The organism is Rhizobium herbae (assembly GCF_017873135.1).
Classification (GTDB): domain Bacteria; phylum Pseudomonadota; class Alphaproteobacteria; order Rhizobiales; family Rhizobiaceae; genus Pararhizobium; species Pararhizobium herbae.
This window is the reverse complement of sequence record NZ_JAGGJV010000010.1, coordinates 53,450-69,058: the sequence shown is the minus strand read 5'-3', so window position 1 is coordinate 69,058 and position 15,609 is coordinate 53,450. Positions and strand designations below refer to the sequence as shown.

Here is a 15,609-nt window from a genome sequence, read left to right as displayed (position 1 = left end):
AACTGGCTTTGGTCTTGTCGGCAAAGAGAAATTCCGGCTGAGCTTGCCCGTCACTCCCCGACCTGCACGATGGTCCGGATTTGCTAATCCTTGCCGCGCGACACGAAATAGGGATTGGCAAAGTCGACATCGGACGTCTGGTTGCGCTTGCCATAGGCGAGCGGATCGCCATTCATGGTGAGGGTCTCGCCACCGGCTGCCCGCAGGATGGCATCTCCGGCGGCGGTATCCCATTCCATCGTCCGACTGAGGCGTGGATAGATATCGGCGAGCCCTTCGGCGAGAAGACAGAATTTCAGCGAAGAACCGATGGATTCGTAGTCGGTAATGCCGTGTTCGGCGAGATAGGCGATGGTTTCCTGGCTGTTGTGGGACCGGCTGGCCAGTGCCACCAGCCGGTCGCCGCGGCTGCGGCAGCCGATGATGGTCGGCGGGCCGATATCGCGCTGACCTGAAACCACGGACTTCTTCGCCTTGCTACGCGTGGCGGCATAGAGAATGCCGATTGCCGGCGCGTAGACGACGCCGACGATCGGTTCTCCGTTTTCGATCAGCGCGATGTTGACCGTAAAGTCATCATTGCGGCCGACAAATTCCTTGGTGCCGTCGAGCGGATCGACAAGGAAGAACGACTTACCTTCTATATCGGGGATGTGGCCGGCGGCGACGGCTTCCTCGGCGACCACGGGGATATCGGGAAACGCTGCTGCCAGTCGATCGAGAATGATTTTTTCGGCGCTCTCGTCTGCATCGGTCACAGGGGAACAGTCGGCCTTGTAGCTGACCTCCGGTCCGGCATGATAGACGTCGAGGATCGCTTTCCCCGCAGCCACGGCCGCCGCTTCCAGAACGTCCAGCATCTTGCTTCCTGCGCCTTCCTGCCGTCTTCGGCCATGGCGTTCAAATTTTTCCCGGAGACGTTGAACGCGATCATCCGGTACAATGACTATACATCCACATTCCTTACCGGTCTTTTCAATATTTGCGCGTCAAATTTTTCCGACTGTGCCGCATTTGGCACTGTGTCCCGCGTTCCGTTCGGATAAATCTGCGACAGTGCGGCACGACGCATTCGATCCGTCTTTGCCACGGTGGTCTTTGCGCCGATCACAGCATATGCAAATGTGCGTTGCACTATTGGTAGGGTGAATTGGGACTGGCATGCGCTATTCGGCATTCTCGATCGTCAAGAACGCGCTTTCGGGCAACGTCAACTGGAAGCCGGCCTGGCGGCAGCCGGAGCCCAAGCCCTTCTACGATGTGATCATCGTCGGCGGCGGCGGGCATGGTTTGGCGACGGCCTACTATCTCGCCAGGGAATTCGGCCTCAAGAACATCGCGGTGCTGGAGAAAAACTATCTCGGCTCTGGCAATGTCGGGCGCAACACGACGATCGTGCGTTCCAACTACATGCTGCCCGGCAACGAGCCGTTCTACGAGTTTTCGATGAAGCTCTGGGAAGGCATGGAGCAGGATCTCAACTACAATGCCATGCTGTCGCAGCGCGGCGTCATCAATCTCTACCACAATGACGGCCAGCGCGACGCCTATATCCGCCGCGGCAATGCCATGTGGATGGAGGGCGTTCCGGCCGAACTGCTGGATCGCGCGGCATTAAAGAAGATGCTGCCATTCCTCAATTTCGCCCATGCCCGCTTCCCGATCATGGGCGGCCTCTTGCAGAAGCGCGGCGGCACGGCGCGTCACGATGCGGTTGCCTGGGGCTATGCCCGTGCCGCCGACCGGCTTGGCGTCGATCTCATCCAGAATTGCGAAGTGACAGGCATCCGCCGCGAGCACGGCGTGGTGACTGGTGTCGAGACATCGAAGGGTTTCATTGGCTGCGGCAAACTGGGCCTGGCTGCGGCCGGCAATACCTCGCGCGTCGGCGAGATGGCCGGCCTGAAGCTGCCGATCGAGAGCCATGTGCTGCAGGCTTTCGTCACCGAGGGGCTGAAGCCAGCCATCGACCACGTCATCACCTATGGTGCCGGGCACTTCTACATCTCGCAGTCGGACAAGGGCGGCCTTGTCTTTGGCGCCGAGATCGACGGCTACAATTCCTACGCCCAGCGCGGCAATCTGGCGACGGTCGAGCATGTGATGGAGGAGGGGGTGACGATGATCCCCGGCCTGTCACGCGTACGGGTCCTGCGCTCCTGGGGCGGCGTCATGGACATGAGCATGGATGGCTCGCCGATCATCAGCCAGACGCCGATCGACAATCTTTATCTCAACTGTGGCTGGTGCTACGGCGGCTTCAAGGCGACGCCGGCGTCGGGCTGGTGCTTCGCGCATCTGATCGCCAAGAACGAGACCCATCCCGTTGCCCGTTTCCTGCGCCTCGACCGTTTCGAACGCGGCTATCCAATCGACGAACATGGCGCTGGTCCACAGCCCAACCTGCATTGAGACCTTAGAATGGCGAGCCTCATTCACTGCCCGCATTGCGGCGTCCGGCCAAAGGAAGAGTTTTCGATCAGGGGCGATGCGTCGCTGGTGCGTCCTGATCCGGAGGCGTCTGACGAGGCCTGGCACGACTATGTCCACATTCGCTCCAACCCGCGCGGGCGCTACCGCGAGCATTGGCAGCATGTGGCGGGCTGTCGGCGCTGGCTGGTCGTCGAGCGCGACACATTCACTCATGAAGTCTTCTCTGTAACGGATGGTGCGGCCACGGCGCGGGAGGCTGGCCGATGACCGCCTATCGTCTCACATCGGGTGGTCTTGTCGATCGCGGCGCCAACCTCGATTTCAAGTTCGACGGGAAGACATTGACGGGCCTTTCCGGCGATACGCTGGCCTCAGCCCTTCTTGCCAATGATAGGCTTCTGGTCGGCCGCAGCTTCAAGTATCACCGGCCGCGCGGTATTGTCACCGCCGGTGCCTCCGAGCCGAATGCGCTGGTCACGATCGGCAAGGGTGCAAGCACAGACCCGAACACCAAGGCGACGGTTGCCGAACTTTATGCCGGGCTCGATGCCCGCAGCCAGAACCGCTGGCCGTCGCTGAAATACGATTTTGGCGCGGTGAACGGCCTGTTGTCGCCCTTCCTCGGTGCCGGTTTCTACTACAAGACCTTCATGTGGCCGGCTGCCTTCTGGGAAAAGGTCTACGAGCCGATCATCCGCAGGGCGGCCGGGCTCGGGCGCGTGGTACTGGAGCGTGATCCGGAAGCTTACGAGAAATGCTGGGCGCATTGCGATCTGCTGGTTGTTGGCTCCGGTCCGACGGGCTTGATGGCGGCGCTCGTTGCCGGACGGGCCGGACTTCGCGTCATCCTCGCTGACGAGGATTTCAGGCTTGGCGGTTCGCTGCTGGCTGAAACTACGCGCATCGATGGCGTATCCGCTCAAGCTTTCGCCGAGGCATCGCTCGCCGAGCTCCGGTCGCTGCCGAACGTCACCATCATGCCGCGCACCACCGTTTTCGGCTGGTATGACGACAATGTTTTTGGCGCGGTCGAACGGGTGCAGAAGCATGTGGCCATGCCGCAGGCGAAGCTTCCGGTGGAACGGCTCTGGCGTATCGCTGCCAAGCGGGCGCTGCTGGCAACCGGAGCCGAAGAGCGGCCTCTGGTATTCGGCGGCAACGACAAGCCCGGCGTGATGATGGCCGGCGCCATGCGCACCTATGCCAACCGATTTGGTGTGGCGGCGGGCAGGTCTGTTGCGATCTTTTCCAATGGCAGTGCCGGTTATCAGGCCGCACACGATCTTGCTGCTCAGGGCGTAGAGATCGCCGCCATCATTGATAGCCGCTCCGACGTTGCGGATGTCGCTCCTGCCGGTGTTCGTCTCATCCAATCGGGTTCGGTCATTGATACGCAGGGTCGTCAACGCGTTTCCGGCATCGTCGTCGAACGCTCGGGCTTCGAAGAGACCATCGCCTGCGATGCGATCGGCATGTCCGGCGGCTGGAATCCGGTCATTCATCTCGCCTGCCAGCGCGGTGCAAAGGCGGTGTGGTCACCGGAGTTGCAGACCTTCCTCGCGCCCGACGTCGGCAACGGGCTGGTCGTTGCGGGCTCGGCGGCCGGACGATACACTCTGGTTGGCTGTCTGGCGGATGGTGCGCAAAAGGCTGCCGCCATCGCTGCCGATCTCGGTTTTTCGGCGCCTGCTGAGGCGATGCCGGTCGTGGAGGAGGACATCGACCCCTCGTTCACCGCGCTTTGGTATTCCCCGGGCGCCAAGGCCAAGGCCTTCATCGATTTCCAGAATGACGTTCACGTCAGGGATATCGGGCTCGCGCTGCGCGAAGGCTTCGGCCATGTCGAGCATGCCAAGCGCTATACGACAAACGGCATGGCAACGGACCAGGGCAAGCTTTCCGGCATCAACGCGACGGGCCTTCTGGCCGCCATGCAGGGTATCAGCCCCGCCGATGTGGGAACGACGACCTTCCGGCCGTTCTATACGCCGGTCACGCTCGGCGCTCTCGCCGGCACGTCCCGCGATGAGCATGCGGCTCCGGTGCGCAAATCGCCTCTCCACGGCTGGGCGCAAAAGAACGGCGCCGTCTTCGTCGATTCCGGGCTCTGGTATCGTCCTGCCTATTTCGCCCGGAGCGGCGAAAAGACATGGCGTGAAAGCACGGACCGCGAAGTTCGCAATGTTCGCGAAAATGTCGGTCTCTGCGATGTCTCGACGCTCGGCAAGATCGAGATTTTCGGACCGGACGCGGCCGAGTTCCTTAATCGCATCTACTGCAATGCTTTTCTGAAATTGCCGGTCGGCAAGGCGCGTTATGGGTTGATGCTGCGCGAGGACGGCATGGTCTATGACGACGGCACCACCAGCCGGCTGTCGAGCGAGCATTTCTTCATGACCACCACCACGGCGCTGGCCGGCGGCGTGATGTCCCATATGGAATATTGCGCGCAGGTGCTCTGGCCGGACCTCAGGGTTCGCTTCTGTTCCTCGACCGATCAATGGGCGCAGATGGCGATCGCCGGGCCGAAAGCCCGCCTTGTCGTCCAGGCGTTGGTGGAAGACGACATTTCGGATGCGGCATTTCCCTTTCTTGCTGCTGGTATCGTCGCGCTGAAAGGCGGCCTGAAGGCGCGGCTGTTCCGGATCTCCTTTTCCGGCGAACTGGCTTACGAGTTGGCGGTTCCCGCAGGCTCCGGCGAGGCGGTCGCGGATGCGATCATGGAGGAGGGCAGGGCGCACGGGATTTGCGCCTATGGCCTGGAAGCGCTGAACGTGCTGCGCATGGAAAAAGGGCATGTCACCCATGCCGAATTCGACGGCCGCGTGACGCCGGACGACGCCGGTTTCGGACGCATGGTATCGGCGCAGAAACCCGACTTTATCGGCAAGCGGTTGTCCACCCGCTACGGCCTGACCGCCGCCGATCGCATGCAGATGGTGGGACTGAAACCGGTGGAGGCCGACCAGCATATCCGCGCTGGTGCGCATTTGTTGCGCGAGGGTGCCAAACCTTCGACGCTCAATGACCAGGGTTATGTCAGCTCCGCCTGCTTTTCGCCGACACTTGGTCACGATATCGCGCTTGCCTTCCTCAAGTCCGGCCGCGAGCGGTACGGCGAGCGTATCGTCGTCTGGGACAAGCTCGCCGGTGCCGATGTCGTGGCGGAGGTCTGCAACCCGGTCTTCGTCGATCCCGGCAATGCCAAACTGAACGTCTGAGGCCGAGACATGACAATGCCGTACATTTCCCGCCACCCTCTTGAAAACCGCCTCCCGCTTGAGCCAGGCATCCGCGCCGTCGATCATATGGACGTTCCGCGCGGAACTGCGATTGCCACCGTGATGGCGATGGATGGCGAGGACGCTGCCGTGGCCGCGGGCCTTGCGGTGGCGGGCGATATGTCGTTGCGGTTCGTCGCCCCTGGCGAATGGCTGGCGGTCTCGCAATCGGACACGCCGGAGGGTCTTTGCCGCAATCTTTCGCTGCTGCTTGCCGAGACCGCCTCTGTTTTCGACCAGAGCGATGGCCGGGTTGTTCTCAGGCTTTCCGGTCCCAATGTCCGGCGAATCCTCGCAAAGGGTATTGGTATCGATCTGCATCCCGCAGTTTTCGAAATAGGCACGTCGTCGAACGTTCTCTGTGGACATATCAGCATCAATCTCGCCCGCACCGGCGAGAACGAATTCGAGCTGATCGTCATGCGCAGCTTCGCCGAGTCGCTGTTTGACGACCTGCGCCTGATGGGACGGGAGTTCGACCTTTCGGCCGATTTTTCGGCGCAAGGGTAAAAGCGTCATTGCATGCCGCTTTTACGGCGCGGCTGAAGCAGCGGATGACGGGAATGGGCAAGACCTGTTCGCAGGGATGTCTTTATCCGCGTCGACTTTCCCACTACGGTTTCGACAGCCAAGATTTCGCTCAACTGACCGGGGACGCTTTTCCGTGAGCCCGCCGGAAACCGGAGAATATCCATGAAAAGCCACACCAGGGTCGTCGTCATCGGCGGCGGCGTCGTCGGTTGTTCGATCCTCTATCACCTGACGAAATTCGGCTGGACCGATGTCGTTCTCCTCGAACGCTCGGAACTCACCTCCGGCTCGACCTGGCACGCCGCCGGCGGCATGCACACGATCAACGGCGACCCGAACGTCGCCAAGCTGCAGAAATACACGGTCGAACTCTACAAGGAAATCCAGGACTATTCCGGCCAGGATATCGGCATGCACATGACCTCGGGCATGATGCTGGCCGCGACCAAGGAAAGGTTCGACTGGATGAAGTCGATCCTCGCCAAGGGCCGCTACATGGGGCTGGAAGCCGAACTGCTCAGCCCCAAGGAAGCGCATGAACTGATGCCGCTGCTCGATCCGACCCAGTTCGTCGGTGCGGTGTTCGATCCGGTGGAAGGCCATCTCGATCCCTATGGCACCACGCATGCCTATGCCAAGTCCGCCAAGAAGAACGGCGCAGACATCTATCTGCACACCAAGGTCGAGGACCTCGTGCAGCTGGAAAACGGCTCCTGGCGCGTCATCACCAACAAGGGCGAGATCATCGCCGAGCATATCGTCAATGCCGCCGGTCTCTGGGCGCGCGAAGTCGGCCGCATGACCGGGCTGGAACTTCCCGTTCTTGCCATGGAGCATATGTACCTTATCACCGAGGACATGCCTGAAGTCATCGAGTTCAACCAGACGCGCGGCAAGGAGCTGATGCACTGCGTCGATTTCGACGGCGAGATCTATCTGCGCCAGGAACGCAACGGCATGCTGATGGGCACCTATGAAAAGGCCTGCCGTCCATGGTCGCCGGTCACCACGCCCTGGGATTTCGGCCATGAACTGCTGGCCGAGGACATCGAGCGCATCACGCCCGAGCTCGAGGTTGGCTTCCGCCATTTCCCGGCCTTCAACAATGCCGGTATCAAGAAGATCATCAACGGCCCCTTCACCTTCTCGCCGGATGGCAATCCGCTGGTCGGGCCGGTGCGCGGCCTCACCAACTACTGGTCGGCCTGCGCCGTCATGGCCGGTTTCAGCCAGGGCGGCGGCGTCGGGCTGGCACTCGCCAACTGGATCATCTACGGCGATCCGGGCTTTGACGTCTTTGCCATGGACGTCTCGCGTTACGGCGACTTTGCGACTCTCGGCTTCACCAACGCCAAGGTGCGCGAAAACTATTCCCGCCGCTTCTCGATCCGCTATCCGAACGAAGAACTGCCGGGCGCACGGCCTTTCCTGACCACTCCAATCTACGACAAGCTGAAGGAGGCCGGCGCCGTCTTCGGTGCCTCCTACGGTCTCGAAGCGCCACTCTGGTTTGCGCCACAGGGCGAGGAGGATAAATTCTCCTGGCGCCGCTCCAACGATTTCGATGTCGTCGGTGCCGAGGCAAAGGCCGTGCGCGACAGTGTCGGCCTGATGGAAACCTCCGGCTTTGCCAAATACACGATCACCGGCAAAGGCGCGGAAGCCTGGCTCGACCGGATGCTGACCTGCCGCATCCCCGCGACCGGGCGCATGTCTCTGGCCCCGATGCTCAAGGACGACGGCAAGCTGATCGGCGACTTCACGCTGGCGAAGCTCGGCGAAGGCGATTTCCTGCTGATCGGCTCCGGTATTGCCGAGGACTATCACATGCGCTGGTTCGAGAGCCATCTGCCGAAGGATGGTTCCGTGACGTTGAAGGCGCTGAACCTGCAGCTGGTCGGCCTGTCGATTGCGGGTCCGAATTCCCGCGCGCTGATCTCCAGGCTTACCCATCTCGACATGTCGGATGCTGCCTTCCCATTTATGGATATCCGCCGTATGGATCTCGGTATGGCCCCGGCCATCGTCGGTCGCGTCAGCTATACCGGCGACCTCGGCTACGAAATCTGGATGAAACCGGAATATCAGCGTTATCTCTACGACCTGATCATGGAGGTCGGCGCCGAATTTTCCATCAAACCGTTCGGCCTGCGGGCGCTCAACGCCCTGCGCGTCGAAAAATCCTTCGGCAGCTGGTCGCGCGAGTACCGGCCGCTCTATGGTCCGTTCGAAGCCGGGCTCGGGCGTTTTGTCGCCCTGAAGAAGGACGCCGAGTTTATCGGCAAGGCGGCTGCCACGAAGGAGAAGGCAGAGGGCGGAACGTTGCGCCTGCGCACCTTTATCATCGACGCCAGGGACGCGGATGTCATCGGCGATGAGCCGATCTATCTCAACGGCGAAGTGCGCGGCTGGGTCACCTCGGGCGGTTATGCTCATGCGTCGGGCGTCTCGGTTGCCATCGGTTACGTGCCAAAGGAGATTGCCGACGAGACGGAAGGATGGCAGGTCGAACTGCTCGGCGAAATGCTGACCGCTCGCCTGCAGGTCCAGCCGCTTTTCGACGCCAACGGGTCGCGCATGCGATCCTGACAGGTTTGGTGACCATCGCATAGCGCTGGCTGGTGGCGAATATGCTTCAGCAAGCGCTATGCCGGCCGCCAGCCGTAGGATTCACGGTTTTGTGCCTAAAATAGTGCTGCAAACCGCCATTTTTTTGATTTTCTGGCTGTTAAAGCGTCAATATCACCAAATTGGCAAAGAATTTCAGGAAACCATCATTTTACGCTTCACTTTTGTTTCGAAAGCATTATGGAATCCCCTATCGAAAAGGCTCGGAAAGAGCTTCTAAAACAAGAGGTCTGACCTAATAGGATCAGACCCGGGGGATATAGATGGAGTATTTTGTCCAGCAGCTCGTCAACGGGCTGACTCTTGGCTCGATTTACGGTTTGATCGCCATTGGTTACACAATGGTTTACGGCATTATCGGCATGGTGAACTTCGCCCACGGCGATATTTTCATGCTTGGCGGTTTTTCAGCTCTGATCGTCTATCTGTTGCTGCTGTCCGTATTTGGCGGCATACCCATTGCTCTCGCGCTGTTCGTGATGATCATCGTGGCAATGCTGATGACCGGATTGTGGAACTGGGTGATCGAAAAAATGGCGTACCGGCCGCTGCGCGGTTCGTTCCGTCTGGCGCCACTGATCACTGCGATCGGTATGTCGATTGCGCTTTCGAACTTCATTCAGGTAACGCAAGGCCCGCGCAACAAGCCGATCCCATCCATGGTGTCGTCGGTCTACGAAGTTTTTGGTATCTCGATCTCGCTGAAGCAGATCATCATCGTGTTGGTTACGGCGGTGCTGTTGACGATCTTCTGGTATATCGTCAATCACACGCCGCTCGGCCGCGCCCAGCGCGCCACCGAGCAGGACCGCAAGATGGCGGCGCTTCTCGGTATTGACGTCGACAAGACGATTTCGATCACCTTTGTCATGGGCGCGGCGCTCGCTGCCGTCGCCGGTACCATGTACCTGATGTATTATGGTGTCATCGTCTTTACCGACGGCTTCACCCCGGGCGTCAAGGCGTTCACGGCTGCTGTTCTCGGCGGTATCGGCTCGCTGCCGGGCGCTGTTCTGGGTGGCATCATGATCGGTCTCATCGAATCGCTTTGGTCTGCCTACTTCACCATCGACTACAAGGATGTCGCGACATTCTCGATCCTCGCCGTCGTGCTGATCTTCAAGCCGTCCGGTATCCTGGGTCGGCCGGAAGTCGAGAAGGTATAATTTCATGGCAAACACCACGTCCACACCCGTAAGCGCCGACAGCAACCTGACGGCGCGGGCCTTGCGTGAAGGTTTTTACGCCGGCCTCATCTCCCTCGGTCTCTTCGTTCTGTTCGTAGGGCTTAAAACCGACCAGAACATCCTGAACGAACTCATTCTAGTTCAGCGCTGGGGACTTCTTGCGATTTTCGTCGCCGTTGCCGCGGTCGGCCGGTTTGCCATGGTGGCCTATATTCGGCCGTTCATGGAGCGCCAGAAAGTCACCAACCTCGTCACTGGGCTTCTGCCTGACAGCGTAGCGACCCGATTCTTCAAGCTGCCCGTATTTATCGCCGCGGCCGTTATCGGGCTGGGGCTGATGATCTTCGGGGGTACGATCTCGGCGTCTATTTCGCCGACGGCCGGTGCTTATCTCTCGCTGATCCGCGGCGCTGCCGTCGTCTATACGCTGGCATCGGTATTCTTCTACTTTCGCGCCTATATCGTTGCGAATTTCAGCATGCTGGCGATCATTGCGCTGATCCTCTATCCGCCGGTCATCCTGGCGCTGACGGGGGTGCAGGGTTCACTGAAGTGGGTCGATAATTTCGGTGTCCAGATTCTCATCTATGTGATGCTGGCCTGGGGCTTGAACATCGTCGTCGGTCTCGCCGGCCTGCTCGATCTTGGTTACGTTGCCTTCTACGCCGTCGGGGCCTATTCCTACGCGTTGCTGTCGAGCTATTTCGGGCTGTCCTTCTGGATCCTGCTGCCGCTCGCGGGCATTCTGGCCGCTTTCTGGGGCATGATCCTCGGTTTCCCGGTGCTGAGGCTCAAAGGCGACTATCTTGCCATCGTGACGCTGGCCTTCGGCGAAATCATCCGTCTGGTTCTGATAAACTGGACTGAAGTCACCAAAGGTACGTTCGGGGTTTCCGGCATTCCCAAGGCCACCCTGTTCGGCATCAAGTTCGATGCGTCGAAGGATGGTTTCGCAGCCCTGATGGGCCTGCCGATGTCGTCGGCCTATTACAAGATTTTCCTGTTCTATCTTATCCTGGCCCTGGCGCTGCTGACGGCGTTCGTCAGCATCCGCCTGCGCCGCATGCCGATCGGCCGCGCCTGGGAAGCCTTGCGCGAGGACGAGATTGCCTGCCGCTCGCTCGGCATCAACACGGTGACGACGAAGCTGACCGCCTTTTCCATCGGTGCCATGTTCGGCGGGTTCGCGGGCTCATTCTTCGCTGTTCGCCAAGGGTTCGTCTCGCCTGAATCCTTCGTCTTCCTGGAATCGGCCATCATCCTTGCCATCGTCGTTCTCGGCGGCATGGGCTCGCTCGTCGGCATCGCCGTGGCTGCCGCCGTGATGATCGGTGGAACGGAGTTGCTGCGCGAAATGAGCCTTCTGAAGCAAATCTTCGGGGAGGATTTCACGCCGGAACTCTACCGCATGCTTCTCTTTGGTATCGCCATGATCGTCGTGATGGTCTGGAAGCCACGTGGCTTCGTCGGCTCGCGCGAACCAACGGCATTCCTGCGCGAACGCAAGAGTGTCTCCGGCAGCTTCACCAAGGAAGGTCACGGTTGATCATGGCCGGAACGAATATGATGACGAAAGATCCCATTCTCAAAGTCGATCACCTGTCGATGCGATTCGGCGGACTGATGGCCATCAACGACCTGTCGTTCGAAGCGTATCGTGGTGACATCACCGCGCTCATCGGTCCGAACGGCGCTGGCAAGACCACGGTCTTCAACTGCATCACCGGCTTCTACAAGCCGACGATGGGCATGATCACGATGCGGCAGAAGGCGGGCAAGGAGTTTCTCCTTGAGCGCATGTCGGATTTCGAGGTCAACCGCGACGCCAAGGTTGCCCGTACCTTCCAGAACATCCGGCTCTTTTCCGGCTTGACGGTGCTGGAAAACCTGCTTGTCGCCCAGCACAACAAGCTGATGATGGCTTCGGGTTATACCGTGCTCGGTCTTCTCGGCTTTCCGACCTACAAGAAGGCTGCGGCGCAGTCGATCGAGCAGGCGAAATACTGGCTCGACAAGGCAAACCTCACCGACCGCGCCGACGATCCGGCCGGCGATCTTCCCTATGGCGCCCAGCGCCGTCTGGAGATCGCCCGCGCCATGTGCACCGGCCCGGAATTCCTTTGCCTCGACGAGCCCGCCGCCGGTCTCAACCCGCGCGAATCTCTGGCGCTCAACGAGTTGCTGCGTGGCATCCGCAGCGATACTGGCACCTCGATCCTGCTGATCGAGCACGACATGTCCGTCGTCATGGAAATCTCCGACCATGTCGTCGTGCTGGAATATGGCCAGAAGATCTCGGACGGTAATCCCGACCATGTGAAGAATGATCCGAAGGTGATTGCTGCCTATCTCGGTGTCGAGGATGATGAGGTCGAAGACGTGATTGCCGAAGTCGAAGGCGAAACGGGGGGAGCGCACTGATGAGCGACATGCTTCTCCAGGTAAAGGCCGTTGAAACATATTACGGCAACATCCGGGCGCTTGGCGGCGTCGACGTCGAGGTCAACAAGGGCGAAATCGTCTGCATGATCGGTGCCAACGGCGCCGGCAAGTCGACCTTGATGATGACCATCTGCGGCAGCCCGCAGGCGCGCACCGGTTCGGTGACCTTTGATGGCCAGGATATCACGCATATGCCGACGCACGAGATTGCCCGGCTGCGCATCGCCCAGTCTCCGGAAGGCCGACGCATCTTCCCGCGCATGACCGTCTATGAAAACCTTCAGATGGGTGCCAGCCTAGACAATCTGAAATATTTCAACGAGGACGTCGAAAAGATCTTCACGCTGTTTCCGCGCCTGAAGGAGCGACAGGCGCAGCGCGGCGGCACGCTTTCGGGCGGCGAGCAGCAGATGCTGTCGATCGGCCGCGCTCTGATGGCACGCCCGAAACTGCTTCTTCTCGATGAGCCGTCGCTGGGTCTGGCGCCGCTGATCGTCAAGCAGATCTTCGCGGCGATCAAGGTGCTGAACAAGGAACAGGGGCTGACCGTGTTCCTGGTCGAGCAGAACGCCTTTGCTGCATTGAAACTGTCGGATCGTGGTTATGTCATGGTCAACGGCAAGGTGACGATGAGCGGCAGCGGCAAAGAACTTTTGGCCAATCCGGAAGTTCGGGCCGCCTATCTGGAAGGTGGCCATCATTGATGGCTTGATTGCCCACGCCGGTACTCTTGCCGGGCTGCGGGCGAACGGACGAAATCGATATGCGCGGGTACGCATCGCTATCCGACGCCTGCCAGGCGCTTTGAGGGAGAAACGGGATGCAAGGCATTCTTTTTGAAGAACCGACTGTTCTGCAGTTTGCGCTCATCACCGTGGTGATGGGCGGCTGGACGGCATGGCGGACGGGAAAAAGTACGGCGGAAGGCTGGAAGAACTATCCGGTATTGATCATTTACACGCTGCTTCTCGGCGTCGCGATCCGCTTCATCCACCACGCGCTCTTCAACGGCACGATGTTGACTTTGCAGTATTATATCGTGGACACGATCGTGCTTTTGTTGTTTGCTTTCGCGGGTTATCGCTACTACCGTACGAAGCAGATGGCCAACAATTACTACTGGCTTTACGAGAAGGCATCGCCTTTTTCCTGGAAAGCCAAATAAGAGGGAACCCCGCAGCGGCGCTGTGTGCGCTGAAGCGGATACAAGAACACCGGCGCGATTATGGTGGGTATCGTGACTGGTTTTAAAAACACCCGCTCAATTTTTTGGGAGTAACGAGATGAAAAAGTCACTTTTGTCAGCTGTTGCGCTGACTGCAATGGTTGCTTTCAGCGGCACTGCATGGGCTGACCTGCTGGTTGGTGTTGCTGGCCCGCTGACCGGACCGAACGCAGCGTTCGGCGCACAGCTCCAGAAGGGTGCTGAGCAGGCTGCTGCTGATATCAATGCTGCTGGCGGTATCAACGGCGAGCAGATCAAGATCGTACTCGGCGACGACGTTTCCGATCCGAAGCAGGGTGTTTCCGTTGCCAACAAGTTCGTTGCTGACGGCGTCAAGTTCGTTATCGGTCACTTCAATTCCGGCGTTTCGATCCCGGCTTCGGAAGTATACGCTGAAAATGGTATCCTGCAGATCACTCCTGCTTCCACCAACCCGAATTTCACAGAGCGTGGCCTGTGGAACACCTTCCGTACCTGCGGCCGTGACGACCAGCAGGGCGCCGTTGCCGGTGCCTATATCGCTGCGAACTTCAAGGACGCCAAGCTTGCCGTCGTTCACGACAAGACGCCTTACGGCCAGGGTCTCGCTGATTTGACCAAGGCTGCCGTCAACGAAGCCGGCGTCAAGGAAGTCGTATACGAAGGTATCACTGCCGGCGACAAGGACTTCTCGGCCCTGATCGCCAAGATGAAGGAAGCTGGCGTAACGGTAGTTTACTATGGTGGTCTTCATACCGAATTCGGTCTGATTGAACGCCAGGCTGCCGACCAAGGCCTGAAGGCAACCTTCATGTCGGGCGACGGTATCGTTTCGAACGAACTTGCTTCGATCGCTGGCGACGCTGTCAACGGCACGCTGATGACGTTTGCTCCGGATCCGCGCAAAAACCCGAACGCCAAGGAACTCGTCGAAAAGTTCCGCGCTGCCGGCTTCGAGCCTGAAGCCTACACGCTGTACTCCTATGCTGCCCTGCAGGTCATCGCAGAAGCTGCCAAGACGACCGGCGGCAACGATCCGCAGGCTGTTGCCGAGAACATCAAGGGCAAGGGTCCGTTCAAGACCGTCATCGGTGAATTCGGCTATGACGACAAGGGCGACATCACGCGTCCGGACTACGTCATGTACACCTGGAAGAAGGGTGACGACGGCAAGTTCAGCTACTTCGAAAACGAATAATCGTTTTCGGTCTAGCGCCGATTGGTCCTTCTGGACCGCGAAAGGCCCGGCATTGCCGGGCCTTTCTGCATTCTCGGTCCGTTATGGCCCGATATCTCGGGCCGGCTCACTCCCGCAACAGCGATGACCGCAGTGTTGCGATTTCCGTCTTCAGCTGCGTCAGCTCACCCATGTCCAGACCGCTTGCCTGCAGAATGCAAGCGGGAATGGTTTTTGCCTTTTCCTGCAACGCTTGGCCGGTTGCTGTCAATTGCACCCGCACCTGCCGCTCGTCCGCCTTGTCGCGTGTCCGCACGATCAGGCCGAGGGTTTCCAGGCGCTTCAGCACCGGTGTCAGCGTGCTTGATTCGAGAAACAGTTTTTCCCCGAGACTTCCAACGGTCTGGTCATCCCGCTCCCACAGCGTGACCATGGCGATGTATTGCGTGTACGTCAGCCCAACAGCATCCAGAAGCGGCTTGTAGACGCGGTTAAGCGCGTGATTGGCGGAGTAGATCGCGAAACAGAGGAAGTCGTCGAGTTTCGCGATATCCCTTTCAACGTTCGATGTCTGATCCATTGTGTTCGTCCTTCAATTGATAGCTTTAAAATAAATCGTTCGCGATTTAATCGCAAGGTATTGACATCGAAATCTCGCGGGAATAAATATCGATAACGATTTAATCGTGCACGATCTAATGTGGTTTCCGATCATGATGATCTTGG

General features: G+C 59.4%; 13 protein-coding genes. 11 read left to right on the top strand and 2 right to left on the bottom strand.

Going from position 1 to position 15,609, the window contains the following annotated elements:
* Positions 1-83: 83 nt before the first annotated feature.
* On the bottom strand, positions 84-860 hold the full coding sequence (gene cysQ / locus J2Z75_RS23910) for a 3'(2'),5'-bisphosphate nucleotidase CysQ (protein WP_209855428.1): 777 nt from the start codon (positions 858-860) through the stop codon (positions 84-86).
* Positions 861-1,161: 301 nt separating this feature from the next.
* Here cysQ and J2Z75_RS23905 point away from each other — a divergent pair, with 301 nt between their 5' ends.
* The 11 genes from J2Z75_RS23905 (at position 1,162) to J2Z75_RS23855 (ending at position 14,904) form a co-directional block, all read left to right on the top strand.
* The gene (locus tag J2Z75_RS23905; RefSeq protein ID WP_209855427.1) at positions 1,162-2,412 is read left to right on the top strand and encodes a sarcosine oxidase subunit beta family protein; all 1,251 of its coding nucleotides are present in this window, start codon (positions 1,162-1,164) and stop codon (positions 2,410-2,412) included.
* A 9-nt stretch (positions 2,413-2,421) separates the two neighbouring features.
* Positions 2,422-2,700, top strand: a complete 279-nt coding sequence (locus J2Z75_RS23900) for a sarcosine oxidase subunit delta (protein ID WP_209855426.1) — start codon at positions 2,422-2,424, stop codon at positions 2,698-2,700.
* Positions 2,697-5,654, top strand: a complete 2,958-nt coding sequence (locus tag J2Z75_RS23895; RefSeq protein ID WP_209855425.1) for a sarcosine oxidase subunit alpha family protein — start codon at positions 2,697-2,699, stop codon at positions 5,652-5,654. The genes J2Z75_RS23900 and J2Z75_RS23895 overlap by 4 nt, the downstream gene beginning before the upstream one ends.
* 9 nt (positions 5,655-5,663) lie before the next feature.
* The gene (locus tag J2Z75_RS23890; RefSeq protein WP_209855423.1) at positions 5,664-6,224 is read left to right on the top strand and encodes a sarcosine oxidase subunit gamma; all 561 of its coding nucleotides are present in this window, start codon (positions 5,664-5,666) and stop codon (positions 6,222-6,224) included.
* Between the two features lie 183 nt (positions 6,225-6,407).
* A complete protein-coding gene (locus J2Z75_RS23885; protein ID WP_209855421.1) occupies positions 6,408-8,834 on the top strand; it encodes a GcvT family protein in 2,427 nt (808 codons plus the stop codon).
* Between the two features lie 302 nt (positions 8,835-9,136).
* Positions 9,137-10,039, top strand: coding sequence for a branched-chain amino acid ABC transporter permease (locus J2Z75_RS23880; RefSeq protein WP_209855418.1), 903 nt, complete (start codon positions 9,137-9,139; stop codon positions 10,037-10,039).
* Between the two features lie 4 nt (positions 10,040-10,043).
* Positions 10,044-11,606: a high-affinity branched-chain amino acid ABC transporter permease LivM gene (livM, locus tag J2Z75_RS23875; protein WP_209855416.1), complete on the top strand. Its 1,563-nt coding sequence runs from the start codon at positions 10,044-10,046 to the stop codon at positions 11,604-11,606.
* Positions 11,607-11,608: 2 nt separating this feature from the next.
* The gene (locus tag J2Z75_RS23870; RefSeq protein ID WP_407692812.1) at positions 11,609-12,481 is read left to right on the top strand and encodes an ABC transporter ATP-binding protein; all 873 of its coding nucleotides are present in this window, start codon (positions 11,609-11,611) and stop codon (positions 12,479-12,481) included.
* On the top strand, positions 12,481-13,206 hold the full coding sequence (locus J2Z75_RS23865) for an ABC transporter ATP-binding protein (protein WP_209855414.1): 726 nt from the start codon (positions 12,481-12,483) through the stop codon (positions 13,204-13,206). The genes J2Z75_RS23870 and J2Z75_RS23865 overlap by 1 nt, the downstream gene beginning before the upstream one ends.
* A gap of 116 nt (positions 13,207-13,322) precedes the next feature.
* Complete coding sequence (locus tag J2Z75_RS23860; protein ID WP_209855412.1) at positions 13,323-13,667, top strand: DUF6867 family protein; 345 nt, start codon at positions 13,323-13,325, stop codon at positions 13,665-13,667.
* 118 nt (positions 13,668-13,785) lie between these two features.
* On the top strand, positions 13,786-14,904 hold the full coding sequence (locus tag J2Z75_RS23855) for a branched-chain amino acid ABC transporter substrate-binding protein (RefSeq protein ID WP_209855411.1): 1,119 nt from the start codon (positions 13,786-13,788) through the stop codon (positions 14,902-14,904).
* 106 nt (positions 14,905-15,010) lie between these two features.
* Here the strand turns inward: J2Z75_RS23855 and J2Z75_RS23850 are convergent, their stop codons facing one another.
* The gene (locus tag J2Z75_RS23850) at positions 15,011-15,463 is read right to left on the bottom strand and encodes a MarR family winged helix-turn-helix transcriptional regulator (protein ID WP_209855410.1); all 453 of its coding nucleotides are present in this window, start codon (positions 15,461-15,463) and stop codon (positions 15,011-15,013) included.
* Positions 15,464-15,609 lie beyond the last annotated feature (146 nt).